The sequence below is a fragment of the Paracidovorax valerianellae genome (assembly GCF_900102625.1).
Classification (GTDB): domain Bacteria; phylum Pseudomonadota; class Gammaproteobacteria; order Burkholderiales; family Burkholderiaceae_C; genus Paracidovorax; species Paracidovorax valerianellae.
The window spans coordinates 455,146-470,606 of record NZ_FMZC01000002.1; the positions used below are offsets into that span (position 1 = coordinate 455,146).

The window sequence follows — 15,461 nt, forward strand, 5'->3', positions numbered from 1 at the left end:
GCGCAATCACCACTGCCGCCCACGCCGACCATGCGCTCCAACCACCCTTCCCTGCCGGCCCTGGCCCTGCTCGCCGCACTGGGCTGCAGCCCGCTTTTGGCGCAGGCCCAGGCCTCTTGCTCCAGCGACGGCACCGCCCAGCCCGTGGCCTTGTACGAACGCTTCATCAACGCGGACTGCGAGTCCTGCTGGGCCGGCCCACCGGCGCACGTGCCCGGCCCCAGCGCACTGGTGCTCGACTGGATCGTGCCCGGCGGCCTGGCCGACGATGCCCCGCTGTCGGCGGCAGCCACGCGTGACGCCCTGCAGCGCCTGCAGGATCTGGGCCGGGGCGTTCCGCAGTTCTCGGACACTCACACGGCCGAGGTCCAGCCCCTGCCCGGCCGCCTGCGCGTGGCCAGCGGCCTGGCGATGAATGATTACCTCGGCACTGGCATCTCCTTCAAACCGGCTCCACGTGCGCCGCTGCCTGCCGGCGACTATGCCTATTCGCTGGTGTTGGTGGAAAGCGTTCCGGCCGGCACCGCGGGAACGCCGGTCGATCGCAATGTGGTTCGAAATGTGCTCCAGGGCATATGGAACGCCGGCACATCGCTATCAAAAAAGGAGCAATCATCCTGGATGGAGAACCGCTCCATGCGAACGCCCGAGGGCGCCAACCCCGAGCGGCTCTTCGTGGCAGGCTGGCTCCAGGATGCGCAAGGCCGCATCGTGGCCGCCGCGCAGTCCCGGTGCGCCGCAGGGTCTTGAGCGGCGGGTAGAATCAGTCACCGGGCCCAAGTTTCTTGACGCCCGGTTTTTTTTGCGCCTGCGCACAGCAGGGTCCGGTGCTGCCCATGGCGGTGGCACCCGCAGAGCCGGTCCGCAAGCCAAGCGCCCACCGTGGCGGAAATCCTTCCGCCGCGTCCTTCGATGGAGCTTGGAAATCTGATGGAAATCTTCGACTACGACAACGTCCTGCTGCTGCCGCGCAAATGCCGCGTGGAAAGCCGCTCCGAGTGCGATGCCAGCGTGACGCTGGGCCAGCGCACTTTCCGCCTGCCTGTGGTGCCGGCCAACATGAAAACCGTGGTGGACGAAAAGATCTGCCTCTGGATGGCGAAAAGCGGCTACTTCTACGTGATGCACCGCTTCGACCTGGACAACGTGCAGTTCGTGCGCGACATGCACGCGGCCGGCTGCTACGCCTCGATCTCTCTCGGGGTCAAGAAGCCCGACTACGACACCGTGGACCAGCTGGCTGCGGCGGGCCTGGTGCCCGAATACATCACCATCGACATCGCCCATGGCCATGCCGACACGGTGAAGAACATGATCGCCTACCTCAAGGAAAAGCTGCCGGGGTCGTTCGTCATCGCCGGCAACGTTGGCACGCCGGAGGCCATCATCGACCTGGAAAACTGGGGCGCCGACGCGACCAAGGTCGGCATCGGCCCCGGCAAGGTGTGCATCACCAAGCTCAAGACGGGGTTCGGCACGGGTGGCTGGCAGCTGTCGGCGCTCAAGTGGTGCGCGCGCGTGGCCACCAAGCCCATCATCGCGGACGGCGGCATCCGCGACCATGGCGACATCGCCAAGAGCATCCGTTTCGGCGCGACCATGGTGATGATCGGATCGCTGTTCGCGGGCCATGAAGAATCACCCGGAAAGACGGTGGAAGTGGATGGCGCCTTGTTCAAGGAGTACTACGGCTCGGCCAGCGACTTCAACAAGGGCGAGTACAAGCACGTGGAAGGCAAGCGCATCCTCGAACCCATCAAGGGCACGCTGGCCAGCACGCTGGTCGAAATGGAGCAGGACGTGCAAAGCTCGATCAGCTATTCCGGCGGCCGCAAGCTCATGGATATTCGCAAGGTGAACTACGTGATCCTGGGCGGCGACAACGCGGGCGAGCATCTGCTCATGTAACGCTTGCAGGGCAAGGCCCATCTCGCGTGCGGCCGAGCCGTCAATGAGCGCACTTTTTTCTGTAGCGCTTGCAAACGCCACAAAAGTTGGTGCATAATTCGAGGCTCTGCAGCAATGCAGACAGCTTTTCAAAAAGTGGGTTCTTAGCTCAGTTGGTAGAGCAGCGGACTCTTAATCCGTAGGTCGAGTGTTCGAGTCACTCAGGACCCACCACTCATAAGCCTCCAAGGCAACTAAAGCCGATGCTACAAAAATAGCGTCGGCTTTTTTTATGGGCGCGGCGTTTTCGCCCTGGTGTTGGTCAACGAACTGCCCGTCGGCAGCAATAAGTGCCAGCGTTCAAACCGCGTTGCTCATGCGAAATCGATGCCCTGTGCGGCAATCCCTCCGGCAGTGAGCGCGTTCTGCCTACAGGGTGGGGCCCATGTGCCCCTTAGGTTCAAAAGTCACCTTCCTCTTCCTTTCCATCAGGAGACTGACATGAACCAAGCCGCAGGCGTACAGCCCGATCGCATCGACATCAATGACGCCGCCATCACCGCCAAATGGTCCAACAAGCTCGCCGTGAGCGAGCTGCAGTTGAAAGAAGCCGTCGCCGCCGTCGGCGACAAAGCGGCGGATGTGGAAATGCATCTCAAAGGCACCCGTAGCACCACCAACGATGACCGCGTGGAAGAGCTGGGCGCCGATCGCTGAAACACCACATCTCCGAGAACCGCACCATGCCCCAAAAGAACCTGGCCGACCTGGCCGAAAAGATGCGCGATATCGACATCGCGATGCTCTCCACCCATACCGATGGCGGCGCCATCGCCGGCCGGCCGATGAGCAACAACCGCGAAGTCGATTACGACGGCACTTCTTGCTACTTCACCTGGGCCCAGTCGCGCATGGTGGCCGACATCGAACGCGATCCGCAGGTGTCGCTCGCCTTCCAGGGAGCGAAAGCCTTTTTGGTGGCAGTCGAGGGACGCGCTGAACTCGTGCGCGATCGCGACACGTTTGCCGAGCACTGGACGCCCGATCTCGATCGCTGGTTCGAAGACGGCATCGACACCGAGGGGCTGGTGATGATCCGCGTGAAGGCTTCGCGCATCCACTATTGGGATGGCGAAGACGACGGCGACATCACGGTCTGACCCATTGCGCGACGCGGCCCGACAACTTCGGGCCGCGCCTTTGCCATTGCATCAGGCCCCGTCTCCGGCATTGCCGGTGATCGGCAGCACGATCCCGGTGATGTAGCTGGAGCACACAGGCGAAGCAAGGAACACATAAGCGGGCGACAGCTCTTCGGGCTGCGCCGCGCGGCCAAGCTGGGTCTGGCTGCCGAACTTGGCAACCCCTTCAGCGCTGCGGTCCGCAGGGTTCAAAGGCGTCCACACCGGGCCGGGCGCCACGGCATTGACGCGAATGCCCTCTTCCGCCAAGTTGCTGGCCAGCGCCTTGGTGAAGGCGTGGATCGCGCCCTTGGTGGCGGAGTAGTCCAGCAATTCCTTGCTGCCGCGCAGGCCCGTGACCGATCCGGTGTTGATGATGGCCGAGCCACGCTTGAGGTGCGGCAGCGCGGCCTGGGCCATGTGGAAGTAGCCGTAGATGTTGGTCTTGAACGTTTCGTCGAATCGTTCTTCGGTCAAGTCGGCCAGCGAAGCAGCATGCTCCTGGAAGGCGGCGTTGTTCACCAAAACGTCGAGCTTGCCGAGCGTGGAAACGGTCTTGCGCACGGCGCGTTGGCAAAAGGCGGCGCTCTTCACGTCACCCGGAATGAGGATGCAGCGGCGGCCTTCCTTTTCGACATGCTGGCGCGTGACTTCGGCGTCTTCGTGCTCGTTCAGGTAAACGATGGCCACGTCGGCCCCTTCGCGGGCAAAGAGCACGGCCACCGCACGGCCGATGCCGGAATCCCCGCCCGTGACGATAGCGGAAAAGCCTTCGAGCTTGCCGCTGCCCTGGTAATGGGGTGCCTCGAACTGGGGAGCCAGTTCCATGTCGGCCTCGATGCCCGGCTTCTCCAGATGCTGCTCGGGCATCGGCGGCACGGGCGCGGCGCGCCCCGCGCCGGGCGCGGCCTTCTTGCTGGCGCTTTTGGAGGCGGTTGTCGGTTTAGCGGCTGACTTGGCCTTCGCAGCTTGGTCCTTGGCATCCTGTTCTTTTTGGATGCGCACCTGCTTGCGGGCCACCGCTTCGGTGTCGGGCGACTCCACGGCGCTGGTTTTGGCGGCGACCTTGGAAGCGGCAGCAACGCTGGTTTTGGGCTTGGCTTTGGAGGGTGGCGAGGTGGGCATGAAGAAGCTCCTGATGAGGGTGGCCGATCACAGCGTGCCGCCCGTCACAGGGCAAGGCGGGCTGCCGAAGACGCACAAGGCTGCGTGGGCGGAAAAAGCCATTGCGTCGGAAAACGCGCCGTCCGTTTGCAGGAAACCCATTGCGCACTGGGCGTTGCCCAGCGATTGGGCAAGGCCTGCGAAGGGTGCTGAAAAGCACGCGGCGATAATGCGCCGCACATGCACACACTGCGCCACGCCCGCTTCCTGGCACGCCTGATCCTGGCGTGGTTCGTGGCGTCGCTCGGTGTGGCGATCGCCGCGCCGCTGGTTCATCCACAGCGCATGGAGCAGGTGTGCTCCGCAGGCGGCGAAGCACGTTGGGTGGTTGCCAGCGTCGGCGCGACGGATGATGCGGCGCCACCGTTGCACCATGGCCTGGAATGCCCGCTGTGCCTGCCTTCGGCGTTGCCGCCGGTCTGCGCATCGGCGGGGCTGCGCACGCAAAGCCCGTTGCCGTCGATGCCCGCCCCGCGGTACTGCGCCCCGCAGGCCGAAGCGACAGGGTCTCCGTTTCCGCCCCGCGCGCCACCTCTGGTTGTGTGACTCCGCCATTCGGGGGCAGGCAGGCTGCATGCGCACAGCCGCACTGCCTCGGCCTCGGCCTCGCGCTTTTCTCTTGATCTTCATGCCTCACGGGGCATCCACTGGCGTGCAGCCTGCATGCAGTGAGCACCGCCCTACCGTTTTTGCTTCCAAGGAGCTTTCATGCCCAAGAACCGTACTTCCGCTTTTTCCGTTTCCATCGCCCTGGCCCTTCTGGCCGCCACTGCCGCCCACGCGCAGGTCACCGTGCAGGACGCCTGGGTGCGCGCCTCGGTGCCCAACCAGAAGGCCACGGGCGCGTTCATGCGCCTGAATGCCGCCAAGGACACCCGACTGGTGTCGGTCAGCTCGCCCGCCGCGCCGCTGGCCGAAATCCACGAGATGAAAATGGAAGGCGACGTGATGAAGATGCGCGAGGTTCCTGCGGTCGAGCTGCCGGCCGGCAAGGCCGTGGAACTCAAGCCCGGTGGCTACCACGTGATGTTGATGGACTTGCCCAAGCCCGTGAAGGAAGGCGACACGGTGCCGATCACGCTGGTGTTCGAAGGCAAGGACGGCAAGCGTGAGTCGATGGAAGTGAAGGCCCAGGCGCGCGGCGTCAGCGCCAGCCAGGCACCGGCCGGCCACGGCGACCACAAGCATTGAGCCTGCATTCGGTCAGCGCAGGCTTCGAAGCACTGTGCTGACCAGCCGCACCGCCGCCGTGCCCCCGCCCGGCCATGCGGGATCTGGCCCTCGCGGGCCGGCACAATACCGCGCTCCATGCCGCTTCACCGCCTGCCCGCCCTCTTGCGCCTCTCCCTCATCGACCGACCGTGTGCATCGCTGTGCCTGCTGCTCTGGCTGCTGGCAGGGGCTGCGCAGGCCGGCATCCGCATCGCCGACGACCGCCAGCAGACGGTGGAGTTGCCACGGCCAGCGATGCGCATCGTCTCGCTGCAACCCTCGCTGACCGAAACACTGTGCGCGCTGGACGCGTGCGATCGCCTCGTCGGGGTGGACCGGCATTCCAACTGGCCGGAATCGGTGCGCCAGTTGCCGCAGGTGGGCAGCCTGGCGGATGCCAATGTGGAACGCATCATCGCGTTGCGGCCCGACCTGGTGCTGCTGCGGCCCCGCAACCGCGTGGTCGAGCGGCTGGAAAGCCTGGGCATCAAGGTGCTGGCGCTGGACGCCAAGACCCACGCCGACATGCGGCGCAACATGGAAGCGGTGGCGCAGGCCATCGGCAAACCCGGCGCAGGCGAGGCGCTCTGGCAGCGCACCGATGTGCGGCTGAATGCGGCCCGCGCGCGCGTTCCCGCCGCCTGGCAAGGCCGGCGGGTGTACTTCGAGCTGCACGGCGGCTCTGCGGCAGCCAGCGAGGCTTCTTTCATCGGCGAGACGCTGGCACGGCTGGGGCTGCGCAACGTGGTGCCCGGCAGTCTGGGCGCGTTCCCGAAGCTGGGGCCTGAATACGCGGTGCGCGCCGAGCCCGATTTGCTCATCACCAACGAAGGCCGGGGCACGCCGCCCATCGCCTCCCGCCCCGGATGGAGCACTATGGGCGCAGTGCAGCGCGGACGGTTTTGCCGCATCACCGAATCGCATTTCGACGTGATGGTGCGACCCGGCCCGCGCATGGACGAGGCCGCGCAGGAGATTCTGGACTGCCTGGCGTCGGTGGACCGCCGCTCGACCGCCCTGCCTTGAGGGCCAATGGGCGACACGGCACGAACGAGTTGCCTCAGCCCTGTCCTCGCATCGCATCGCATCGCATCGCATCGCACTTGCTATTAAAAAATATAGCAATCTGCCCTAGTAGGTATTGCACTTCAGGGCAATTCATTGCTGCAACCCTACAGAGATAAGCGGTGGCAGCTCACCTTTTCATAGCGCCTGCGAGGCCGCCCCGTCGCTCACGCTCCAGTACCGCGCTTGCCATTGCCGCGCCAATCGCTCGGCCCGGTGCAGGGCCAGCCGGGCAGTGTCGAAGTCCACCACGCAGGCGGTGTGGGCCGAAGCCGGCCGCTCGGGCTGCTCGCGTGTGCGGCCATCGGTGAGCAGCCATAGCCAGCCCTGGCGGCCCCGCGCACCGTCCAGCACCTGGGCCGCGTGCGACACGGCACGGTCCAGCGGGGTTCCCCCACCACCGCCGATGGGCGCCACCCAGCCATCGCTCCAGGCCGGAGCGCGCTGGGGCGATACGCGCAGTTGCACGCCATCACCGCCGAAGCACAGCAGCGCCACATCGTCGCGCTCGCGGTAAGCCTCCTCCATCAGCGCCAGCAACACGCCCTTGGCGCGCGCCAGAGCGCCGCTGGCCACCATCGAAGCCGAGCAGTCGAGCACGAAGCAATGCAGCCGCCCGGTGCGGGCCTGCGCAGTCTGGCGGCGCAGATGGTCGCGCTGCAGCACGGTGGCCGCACCACGGGCAATGAAGGTGCGCGGCCAGTCCCACGCGCCGGGCTGGTCGCCACGCGGGTCAGGCTGAGGTGCTTCGTCGCCGCGCCCCCGGTCTCCATCACGTGCCATGGCGCGCGCGGGGTGGGGGCTCAGGCTTTTTTTGGTGCAGCGCCCTGCCCGCTGGCGGGCGCCAGCCACGGGCGCACGGGCTTGAAAGCCTGCGTGCCGACAGGCTCGGGCGGCAGCGCGCCCCAGTCCGACGGGCCGCCGGGTGATCCAGGGTCGCCGCCGCTGGCAGAGGCGGTTTGCGGCGCCGATGTCTCAGCGTTGGCGTTGGCGTTGGCGTTGGCGTTGGCGTTGGAATCAGCGTCGTTCTTCGGGCCCGCTGCTTCGCCGGGGCCGCGGCTATCGTTCTGCGGATTTTTCGTGTCCGGAGCTTTTGGCGAGTGGCAGGAAGTGCTGGGAGCGGGCGCCACAGCGGTCTCGCTGCCCGGGCGGCGGCGGTGCACCAGCACCAGTTCCGCCACTTGGTCCACATGCCCGGGCTGCACCGCGGCAGCGCCTTCCCAGGCGGCCAGCGCACGGGCGGCGCGCAGCATCACCAAGTCGGCACGCAGGCCATCGACCTGGGCGGCGATGCAACGCTCGCTGACCGTGGCGAGCACCGCATCCGGCCAGGGCAGCGCACCGGGCTGGGCTATGCGCTCCCGCGCGGTGCGAAGGCGCTGCGCCAGGTCGGCCTGCGCCCCGGCAAACCGCTCGCGAAAGGCGGGCGGGTCCAGATCGAACGCCAGGCGCGACCGCACGATGGCCTGGCGCTCGGCGGCATCCGCCACGTTGCACAGGCGCACGCAAAGGCCCATGCGGTCCAGCAACTGGGGGCGCAGCGCGCCCTCCTCCGGGTTCATGGTGCCCACCAGCACGAAGCGGGCGGCATGGCGGTGCGAGATACCGTCGCGCTCCACGGCGTTCACACCGCTGGCAGCGGCGTCCAGCAGCGCGTCGACCAGCGCGTCGGGCAGCAGATTGATCTCGTCCACATACAGCACGCCACCATGAGCGCGTGCCAGCAAGCCCGGCGCGAATGCGACCGTGTTCCCGGCCATCGCCTGCCCCAGGTCCAGCGTGCCGACCAGATGTTCCAGCGAGGCGCCCAGCGGCAAGGTGACGAAGGGCGCGCCCTCGATCAGTTCGGCCAGCGCCCGGGCAGCCGTGGATTTGGCGGTGCCGCGCGGGCCCTCGACGAGCACGCCGCCCAGCGCCGGATCGATGGCGGCCAGCAACAAGGCCTGCACCAGCAGCGGTTGGCCCGCGATGGCGGAAAAAGGAAACAGCGCGGGCAACGGTACAGGCGATGGCACGTTGTGGGCTGGCGTACCGGCGTTCAGCGGGGGAAGCGAGGTCATCCGCGCAGTCCTTCCATGTGGTTTTCGTGATCGAGCAGCAGGTCTTCGAGCGCCTGTTGGTAGGGGCCCGGGTATTGCCACAGGCCGCGCTGCATCGCCTCCAGCAAGCGTTCGAGCATGTCGCGCAGGGCTGCGGGATTGTGGTCGCGCACGAAGTCGCGCGTGCCGGCGTCCAGCACGTAGGCGTCGGCCACCAGCGTGTAGTGGTGGTCGCTCACTTGGCGCGTGGTGGCGTCGAAGCCGAACAGGTAGTCCACTGTGGCCGCCATCTCGAAAGCCCCCTTGTAGCCGTGGCGCTTGGCACCATCGATCCACTTGGGGTTGGTGACGCGGGCGCGCACCACGCGGCCGATCTCTTCCTTGAGGGTGCGAATGCGGGGCGCCTGCGGATTGGCATGGTCGCCGTGGTACATCGCGGGTTGGCGGCCCGACAGGTGCCGCACGGCAGCGGCCATGCCGCCCTGGAACTGGTAGTAATCGCTGGAGTCGAGCAGGTCGTGCTCGCGGCTGTCCTGGTTCTGCGCGACCACGTCCAGCCCCTGGAGCCGTCGTGCGAGCGCTTCGCCCGCCGGCTCGCCGGCAGCCTCCTGGCCATAGGCATGCGCGCTCCAGCCGACATAGGCGCGGGCCAGGTCGCCATCGTCCTGCCAGTCGCCGGACTGGAACAGGCCGTTCAGCCCCGACCCGTAATGGCCGGGCGGTGCGCCGAACACGCGCCAACCGGCCTGGCGGCGCGCGGCGGCGGCCTCTACGCCCTGTTGCTGCAGCGCGGCGCATTCTTCAAGGATGCGGGCGCGGATGGGGTTCTCTTCGGCGTCCTCGGCCTCCAGCTCGGCCACGGCCTGCACGGCCGCGTCGAACATCTGCACCGTGCCCGGAAACGCATCGCGGAAGAAGCCCGAAATGCGCAGGGTGACGTCGATGCGGGGCCGGCCCAGCCCCACGCGCGGCACCACCTCGAAATCGACCACGCGCTGGCTGCCCGGCGCCCAGCGCGGCCGCACGCCGATCAGCGCGAACGCCTGGGCGATATCGTCGCCACCGGTGCGCATGGTGGCCGTGCCCCAGACCGACAGGCCCAGCGTGCGCGGGTACTCGCCATGCTCTTGCAGGTAGCGCTCCAGAATGCGCTGGGCAGATTGCTGGCCCAGCTCCCAGGCCGTGCGCGTGGGGATGGCCCGCGTGTCCAGCGTGTAGAAGTTGCGGCCGGTGGGCAGCACGTCGGGCCGCCCGCGCGAAGGCGATCCGCTCGGCCCCGGCGGCACGAACAGGCCGCGCAAGCCACGCAACAACTGCTCCAGCTCTTGCCCACCACAAGCGTCCAGCGCAGCGGCCAGCGTGCCCTGTACGCGCTCCAGGACGGCCCACGTTCTCGGCAAGTCGGCGGCCGGCGTGCCGACGCCCTCCAGCAGTTGCAGGGCCAGCAGCTCCAGCCGCTCGCGGGTGTCGCCGTGATGCCGCCAGGGGTCGCCGCTCACGCCTTGCAGCGCGGCGGGTCGGGGGCCTTGCCAGGGCTGGGCGGTGTCGATCTGCAGCGGATCGAAGGGCTCGCCCGGCAGCAGGTCATCGGCCAGGGCCTGCAGCAATCCCGCTTGTGCGCCCTGCCCGTCGCCGGAAGGGTAGCGGGCCAGGGCCAGCAAGGTATCGCGCCGCTGGCGCCCGGTGGGCGAGGCACCGAAGACATGCAGGCCATCGCGGATCTGCGTTTCCTTGAGCTCGCACAGGTAGGCGTCGATGCGCGTGAGGATGGCATCGTCGTCCTGCGCGCCGCCCGCCAGCGCGGCCAGGTCCAGCTCTTCGAGCAGGTGCTGTCGGCGCACTGCCTCCAGGATCTGCCGGCGCAGCAGCGTGGCACGGCGTGCATCCACGAGCAGTGCGTCGTAATACTCGTCCACCAGCCGCTCCAGGTCCTGCATCGGGCCATGGTTTTCAGCGCGGGTGAGCGGCGGCATGAGGTGGTCAATGATCACCGCCTGGCTGCGGCGCTTGGCCTGGGCGCCCTCGCCCGGATCGTTCACGATGAACGGATACAGGTGTGGCATCGGCCCCAGGATCGCGTCGGGCCAGCATGCCTGCGACAGCGCCAGGCTCTTGCCCGGCAGCCATTCGAGGTTGCCGTGCTTGCCCACATGCACGATGGCATCGATGGCGAACACGTCGCGCAGCCAGAAGTAAAACGCCAGATAGCCATGCGGCGGCACCAGTTCGGCGTCGTGGTAGCTCGCATAGTCCTGTGCGCCGGCGGTGGACTGCTCCTGCGATCCCGCCGCATTGGCGCGCGCGGGCTGAATGCCGACGAACACCTTCCCCAGCCGCAAGCCGGCGATCATGAACCGGCCCTGGCGCAGCAGCGGATCGGCTTCGGGCGCACCCCAGCGCGTGTGGATGGCGTCGGCCATGCCGGCGGGCAGCGCCGCCAGCCGCGCAAGGTAATCCGACAGCGCATAGCTCTGCCATGCAGGCCGCAACGGCCACTGCGCGGGATCGTTGGCAATGCCCTGCTGCAAAACCTGCATGAGCGCATCGCCATCGGGCGGCAGCGAAGCGGGATCGCCAAGCGCATAGCCCTCGGCATGCATTCGCCGCAGGATGCCGATGACCGAGGCGGGCGTGTCCAGGCCCACGCCACTGCCCAACCGGCCCTCGCTGCCGGGGTAGTTGGCGAGGACGAGTGCAATGCGTTTTTCCCCGGCCGGCAGGCTGCGCAAACGGCACCAGCGCTGGGCCAGTGCCGCAACGAAATCCACCCTGTCGGGCTCGGGCTGATACGCCACCACATCGGTCTGCGTGAAGGCACAGCGGTGCGAAAGTCCTTTGAAACTGATGGCGCGCGTAACGATGCGCCCGTCCATCTCGGGCAGCACCACCTGCATGGCGATGTCGCGCGGGCGCAGGCCCTGGCTGTCCGCCCACCAGTCCTCGCGATTGCCGCCGCTGGCGATGACCTGCAGCACCGGCGCATCGCCCGCCAGCGCAGCCCCCTCCTCCAGCGCGGCGAATGCCGTGGTGTTCAACACCAGTTGAACGGCGTGCTGACCGCACAGCGCCTGCAGGGTCGACAGGCACAGCGGGTCCTTGAGCGAATCGAGCGCGACCGGCAAAGGGTTCAGCCCATGGCGAACCAGCGAGAGCGCCAGCGCATCGAACGCCGCGGTGTTGCCCGCCATGAGGTGCGAGCGGTAGAAGACGAGCGCCACCACCGGCGCGCCTGGCACCCAGGCGGCGCAGAGCTCGTCGATGCCCGGCACCGTGTGCCCGGCCGGCCGCGAAGCCGCCAGCGCTGGCGGCACATGCACCGCGGCCTGCGGCAAGCTGCGCGGTGGCAGCGGTGCATGGCCATGGCCCAGCCCGTGAAACGCGACGGCCCGCAGGAACTGCAGCGCATTGCCAGCACCGCCCGCACGCAGGTACTGCCACAGCAAATGGCACACCGATGGGGCCAGCGTGCTGCGCTCGACGAGGTGCGGGTCTTCCTGCAGGTCGCCCGAGAACATGGCCAGGCGCTGGCCCTGGCGGCGCGCGAGCGCACCGATCTGCTGAATGCCGTAGGGCCACGCGGATTCGGACCCCAGATGGTCGAGCACCACCACCTGCGCATGGCGCAGCACCTCGTCCAGGTAAAGGTCCAACGAGGCGGGCTGGCGCAGATAGAGCAGATTGGCTAGCCGCACGGTGGGAAAGCCCGGCTGTGTGCGCGCCAGTTCGGCACAGGCGGCCGACAGCAGCGAGAGCGTGGTATCGGCCGAACTCAGGATGACGATCTCGGCCGGCGTCTGGTCCAGGCGGGTGACGATGGTTTCGTCTTCGACGAAACCGCCGGGGCGGGTGCTGAGCAGATGCATGGCGTCAGGCCGGCCCGGCCGTCAAGCCGCCACGCCCTCGAGCCCGGCGCGCAGTACCTCCGCATCCAAATCCTGGCCGATGAAGACGAGGCGCGTGCTTCGGTCTTCCCCCTCGCGCCAGGCGCGGTCGAAGTGGTGGTCGAAGCGCCGCCCCACACCCTGCAGCAGCCAGCGCATCGGCTTGCCGGGAATGGCCGCAAAACCCTTCACGCGCAGGATGGCGTGCCGCTCCACCAAGCCCGCCAGGGCCGCGAGCAGGCGTTCGCGGTCCACGGCCGGCAGGTCGATCACGTGCGCATCGAACTCGTCGTGATCGTGGTCCTCTTCATGGTCGTGGTGGCTCTGGCGCTGGTCGATCGTGGCTTCCGACGCCTTCGACAGGCCCAGCAACACATCGAGCGGCAAGCGGCCCTGCTCGGCCTGGACGATCTTCACGGACGAAGGAATCTCTTCACGCACCAACGCTTGCACACGGGCCAGCGCATCGGCATTCACCAGATCGGTTTTGTTGAGCACGACCAGATCGGCGGCGGACAACTGGTCTTCGAACAATTCGTGCAGCGGCGATTCGTGGTCGAGGTTGGGGTCCGCGCGGCGCAGGTCGTCCACAGCCTGGGGGTTGGCCGCGAACTGGCCACTGGCGGCTGCGGGTGTGTCCACCACCGTCACGACCGCATCGACGGTGAACACGTTGGCGATCTCCGGCCACTGAAAGGCCTGCACCAGCGGCTTGGGCAGCGCCAGGCCCGAGGTCTCGATGAGCACCGCGTCGATCTGGTCACGCCGCTCGGCGAGCAGCTTCATCACCGGAAAGAACTCTTCCTGCACGGTGCAGCACATGCATCCGTTGGCCAGTTCATACAGCGCGCCTTCGCGCTCGTTGCCCGATTCGTCGCAGCCGATGCCGCAGCCTTTGAGGATTTCGCCATCGATACCGAGTTCACCGAACTCGTTGACGATCACGGCAATGCGACGGCCGTCGGCGTTGTCCAGGATGTGGCTCAGCAGCGTGGTCTTGCCGCTCCCGAGGAAGCCGGTGACGATGGTGGCGGGGATTTTTGGCGTTTGCATGGAGGGTTCTTTCAACGGAGCGGTCCGACGGGATCTCGGCGATCGACGATGTTTGGCGGGTTGGACGCGGGGTCAGATGGCGCGGCAGCCGCACACGATCGGCTGGCCTCCTGTCGAAAAAAGTCGGGTGGCGTGCAGGGCCGATGTCGCGCCCGCTGAAGCGTTGAAGAATGCATGTGTTGTCCAGGCTGCCCCGCTCTCCCGCAAGGCGTTCCATAAAACACGCCACGGGCGGTGCCCGCAGCGTCCGGCGCGATGCAGAAGGCCGGTATCCGGGCTTGCGGACCGCCATCGAGCACAAATGCCCTTGGTGACGAAACCCTCGGCCTTCCCACGCTGTCATGCGCAGTGGCCGCCGGCGCGATGCGCGTCGGCACGAGGGTCTCTGATCCGCTGACCGTTGCGGGGGCAGCGCAGGATTTGTGGCAGCGCCAGAGCGACGCATGCACGCACCTGCTTCCCGTTGAACCCCAGACCTTGCAGCCTGTGGGCACCTTCTCACCGAGGAGGACCGCTGCGCGTTGCGCCTTGCAGTTCTCCCGGCGGGATTATCCGGGATCGGCCTGCGCGTCCCCGACCGGACACCCTTGCGGCGCGACCAAGCCTTTTCGATGCGAGCTGGCCGATAATCGCGCGCACGTACCTGCCGGCGGCGGGTACGTGTTCGTTTCCGCCTGCCTGCCGTCCCCCACGAAAAACCCATGAATCCTGAAGCCCACAACATCTGGCGCGCACCGCGCTGGGCCCTTGCCGTCCTGCTGGCGCTGCTGGGCATGCTGGGGCCTTTTTCCATCGACACCTACATTCCTGCGTTCTCGGGCATCGCCGCAGCGCTTGGCGCCTCGCCGGTGGAAATGCAGCAGACGCTGTCGGCCTACCTGTTCGGGTTCGCCTTCATGACGCTGTTCCATGGCGCGCTGTCGGACAGCTTCGGCCGCAGGCCCGTGGTGCTGTGGGGCATCGCCATCTTCACGCTGGCATCGGCCGGCTGTGCACTGTCGGAAAGCATCGGGCAACTGGTGGTCTTCCGCGCCATGCAAGGCCTTTCCGCAGGCGCCGGCATCGTGGTGTCGCGCGCAGTGATCCGCGACATGTTCCCGCCAGCGCAAGCGCAGCAGGTGATGAGTCAGGTCACCATCTACTTCGGCGTGGCGCCAGCCATCGCTCCCATCATCGGTGGATGGCTGTTCGTGCACGCAGGCTGGCACAGCGTGTTCTGGTTTCTGACGGGCATCGGCGGGGCCCTGTGGCTTGCCAACTACCGTCTGCTGCCAGAAACCCTGCACGCCGACCAGCGCCAGCCTTTCAATGCACGCCATCTGCTGCGCGGCTATTGGGAACTGGGTTCGAGCCCCCGCTTTTTGCTGCTGGCTTTGGCCAGCGGTGTGCCTTTCAACGGCATGTTCCTGTACGTGCTGGCGGCGCCGGCGTTTCTGGGCGATCACCTGGGGCTTGCGCCGACCCATTTCTTCTGGTTCTTCATCCTCACCATCTCCGGAATCATGGGTGGCGCGTGGCTCAGCGGGCGCCTGGCAGGGCGTATTGCACCGAAACGGCAGATCCGCCACGGCTTCTTGATCATGTTTTCGATGTCCATCGTGAACCTGCTGGCCAATGCATTGTTCACCGCGCATGTTTCATGGGCACTGATACCGATCGCCGTGTTCGCTTTCGGCTGGGCACTGATGGTGCCAGTGGTCACGCTGCTGGTGCTCGACCTGCATCCCGAGCGGCGGGGCATGGCGTCTTCGCTGCAAGCCTTCGTGGGATCGACGGCCAACGGGCTCGTCGCAGGCGTGGTCGCTCCACTGGTCATGCATTCGACCCTGTGGCTGGCCGGTGCCTCGCTGGGAATGATGTGCGTGGGCCTGTTGGCCTGGGTGTACCTGCACCACCGCTGGCCGGACGTCGGCCGCACGGCCTCCGTAGCCTGACACAAATCGGGTAGAAGGCGTATACGCGCCGCTCTGCGGCTCGGT

13 protein-coding genes, 1 tRNA gene and 1 riboswitch are annotated in these 15,461 nt (G+C 67.1%); of the genes, 9 read left to right on the forward strand and 5 right to left on the reverse strand.

Annotation, left to right across the window (positions count from 1 at the left end; all coding sequences use genetic code 11):
• Window positions 1–30: 30 nt before the first annotated feature.
• From BLT03_RS04740 to BLT03_RS04760, 5 genes are all read left to right on the forward strand, one after another.
• The gene (locus BLT03_RS04740) at window positions 31–750 is read left to right on the forward strand and encodes a hypothetical protein (RefSeq protein WP_092740795.1); all 720 of its coding nucleotides are present in this window, start codon (window positions 31–33) and stop codon (window positions 748–750) included.
• Between the two features lie 180 nt (window positions 751–930).
• A complete protein-coding gene (locus tag BLT03_RS04745; RefSeq protein WP_092740797.1) occupies window positions 931–1,908 on the forward strand; it encodes a GMP reductase in 978 nt (325 codons plus the stop codon).
• A gap of 137 nt (window positions 1,909–2,045) precedes the next feature.
• Window positions 2,046–2,121, forward strand: a tRNA-Lys gene (locus tag BLT03_RS04750).
• 267 nt (window positions 2,122–2,388) lie between these two features.
• A complete protein-coding gene (locus tag BLT03_RS04755; RefSeq protein WP_092740799.1) occupies window positions 2,389–2,604 on the forward strand; it encodes a DUF3606 domain-containing protein in 216 nt (71 codons plus the stop codon).
• Between the two features lie 26 nt (window positions 2,605–2,630).
• Window positions 2,631–3,047, forward strand: coding sequence for a pyridoxamine 5'-phosphate oxidase family protein (locus BLT03_RS04760; protein WP_092740801.1), 417 nt, complete (start codon window positions 2,631–2,633; stop codon window positions 3,045–3,047).
• Window positions 3,048–3,098: 51 nt separating this feature from the next.
• On the opposite strand, the gene BLT03_RS04765 is transcribed toward BLT03_RS04760, so the two are convergent.
• Window positions 3,099–4,193 (reverse strand): SDR family oxidoreductase, encoded by a 1,095-nt coding sequence (locus BLT03_RS04765; RefSeq protein WP_092740803.1) that lies wholly within the window; start codon window positions 4,191–4,193, stop codon window positions 3,099–3,101.
• 219 nt (window positions 4,194–4,412) lie between these two features.
• On the opposite strand from BLT03_RS04765, the gene BLT03_RS04770 reads away from it, so the two are divergent.
• From BLT03_RS04770 to BLT03_RS04780, 3 genes are all read left to right on the forward strand, one after another.
• Window positions 4,413–4,778, forward strand: a complete 366-nt coding sequence (locus BLT03_RS04770; RefSeq protein WP_092740805.1) for a hypothetical protein — start codon at window positions 4,413–4,415, stop codon at window positions 4,776–4,778.
• Between the two features lie 162 nt (window positions 4,779–4,940).
• On the forward strand, window positions 4,941–5,423 hold the full coding sequence (locus BLT03_RS04775) for a copper chaperone PCu(A)C (protein ID WP_092740807.1): 483 nt from the start codon (window positions 4,941–4,943) through the stop codon (window positions 5,421–5,423).
• A 117-nt stretch (window positions 5,424–5,540) separates the two neighbouring features.
• Window positions 5,541–6,470, forward strand: coding sequence for an ABC transporter substrate-binding protein (locus BLT03_RS04780; RefSeq protein WP_092740809.1), 930 nt, complete (start codon window positions 5,541–5,543; stop codon window positions 6,468–6,470).
• A 177-nt stretch (window positions 6,471–6,647) separates the two neighbouring features.
• Here BLT03_RS04780 and BLT03_RS04785 read toward each other — a convergent pair whose 3' ends face one another.
• From BLT03_RS04785 to cobW, 4 genes are read right to left on the reverse strand one after another with little or no spacing between them, the layout of a single operon-like run.
• Entirely contained in the window at window positions 6,648–7,292 is a 645-nt protein-coding gene (locus tag BLT03_RS04785) for a vWA domain-containing protein (protein ID WP_139160321.1), read from the reverse strand.
• A gap of 20 nt (window positions 7,293–7,312) precedes the next feature.
• Window positions 7,313–8,569 (reverse strand): magnesium chelatase ATPase subunit I, encoded by a 1,257-nt coding sequence (locus BLT03_RS04790; RefSeq protein WP_092740811.1) that lies wholly within the window; start codon window positions 8,567–8,569, stop codon window positions 7,313–7,315.
• Window positions 8,566–12,411 (reverse strand): cobaltochelatase subunit CobN, encoded by a 3,846-nt coding sequence (gene cobN / locus BLT03_RS04795; protein WP_092740813.1) that lies wholly within the window; start codon window positions 12,409–12,411, stop codon window positions 8,566–8,568. Before cobN ends, BLT03_RS04790 begins: the two co-directional genes overlap by 4 nt.
• Before the next feature lie 21 nt (window positions 12,412–12,432).
• Window positions 12,433–13,482: a cobalamin biosynthesis protein CobW gene (gene cobW, locus BLT03_RS04800; protein WP_092740815.1), complete on the reverse strand. Its 1,050-nt coding sequence runs from the start codon at window positions 13,480–13,482 to the stop codon at window positions 12,433–12,435.
• A 246-nt stretch (window positions 13,483–13,728) separates the two neighbouring features.
• Window positions 13,729–13,994, reverse strand: a riboswitch (cobalamin riboswitch).
• Window positions 13,995–14,183: 189 nt separating this feature from the next.
• On the opposite strand from cobW, the gene BLT03_RS04805 reads away from it, so the two are divergent.
• A complete protein-coding gene (locus tag BLT03_RS04805; RefSeq protein ID WP_092740817.1) occupies window positions 14,184–15,416 on the forward strand; it encodes a multidrug effflux MFS transporter in 1,233 nt (410 codons plus the stop codon).
• The last annotated feature ends 45 nt before the right edge of the window (window positions 15,417–15,461 follow it).

Bases quoted from the DNA above. Each gene is read 5' to 3' on its own strand.
- BLT03_RS04740 (WP_092740795.1), top strand. From the start codon at position 31: ATGCGCTCCAACCACCCTTCCCTGCCGGCCCTGGCCCTGCTCGCCGCA.
- BLT03_RS04785 (WP_139160321.1), bottom strand. From the start codon at position 7,292: ATGGCACGTGATGGAGACCGGGGGCGCGGCGACGAAGCACCTCAGCCT.
- BLT03_RS04790 (WP_092740811.1), bottom strand. From the start codon at position 8,569: ATGACCTCGCTTCCCCCGCTGAACGCCGGTACGCCAGCCCACAACGTG.
- BLT03_RS04760 (WP_092740801.1), top strand. From the start codon at position 2,631: ATGCCCCAAAAGAACCTGGCCGACCTGGCCGAAAAGATGCGCGATATC.
- BLT03_RS04805 (WP_092740817.1), top strand. From the start codon at position 14,184: ATGAATCCTGAAGCCCACAACATCTGGCGCGCACCGCGCTGGGCCCTT.
- BLT03_RS04770 (WP_092740805.1), top strand. From the start codon at position 4,413: ATGCACACACTGCGCCACGCCCGCTTCCTGGCACGCCTGATCCTGGCG.
- cobW (WP_092740815.1), bottom strand. From the start codon at position 13,482: ATGCAAACGCCAAAAATCCCCGCCACCATCGTCACCGGCTTCCTCGGG.
- BLT03_RS04745 (WP_092740797.1), top strand. From the start codon at position 931: ATGGAAATCTTCGACTACGACAACGTCCTGCTGCTGCCGCGCAAATGC.
- BLT03_RS04775 (WP_092740807.1), top strand. From the start codon at position 4,941: ATGCCCAAGAACCGTACTTCCGCTTTTTCCGTTTCCATCGCCCTGGCC.
- cobN (WP_092740813.1), bottom strand. From the start codon at position 12,411: ATGCATCTGCTCAGCACCCGCCCCGGCGGTTTCGTCGAAGACGAAACC.
- BLT03_RS04780 (WP_092740809.1), top strand. From the start codon at position 5,541: ATGCCGCTTCACCGCCTGCCCGCCCTCTTGCGCCTCTCCCTCATCGAC.
- BLT03_RS04765 (WP_092740803.1), bottom strand. From the start codon at position 4,193: ATGCCCACCTCGCCACCCTCCAAAGCCAAGCCCAAAACCAGCGTTGCT.
- BLT03_RS04755 (WP_092740799.1), top strand. From the start codon at position 2,389: ATGAACCAAGCCGCAGGCGTACAGCCCGATCGCATCGACATCAATGAC.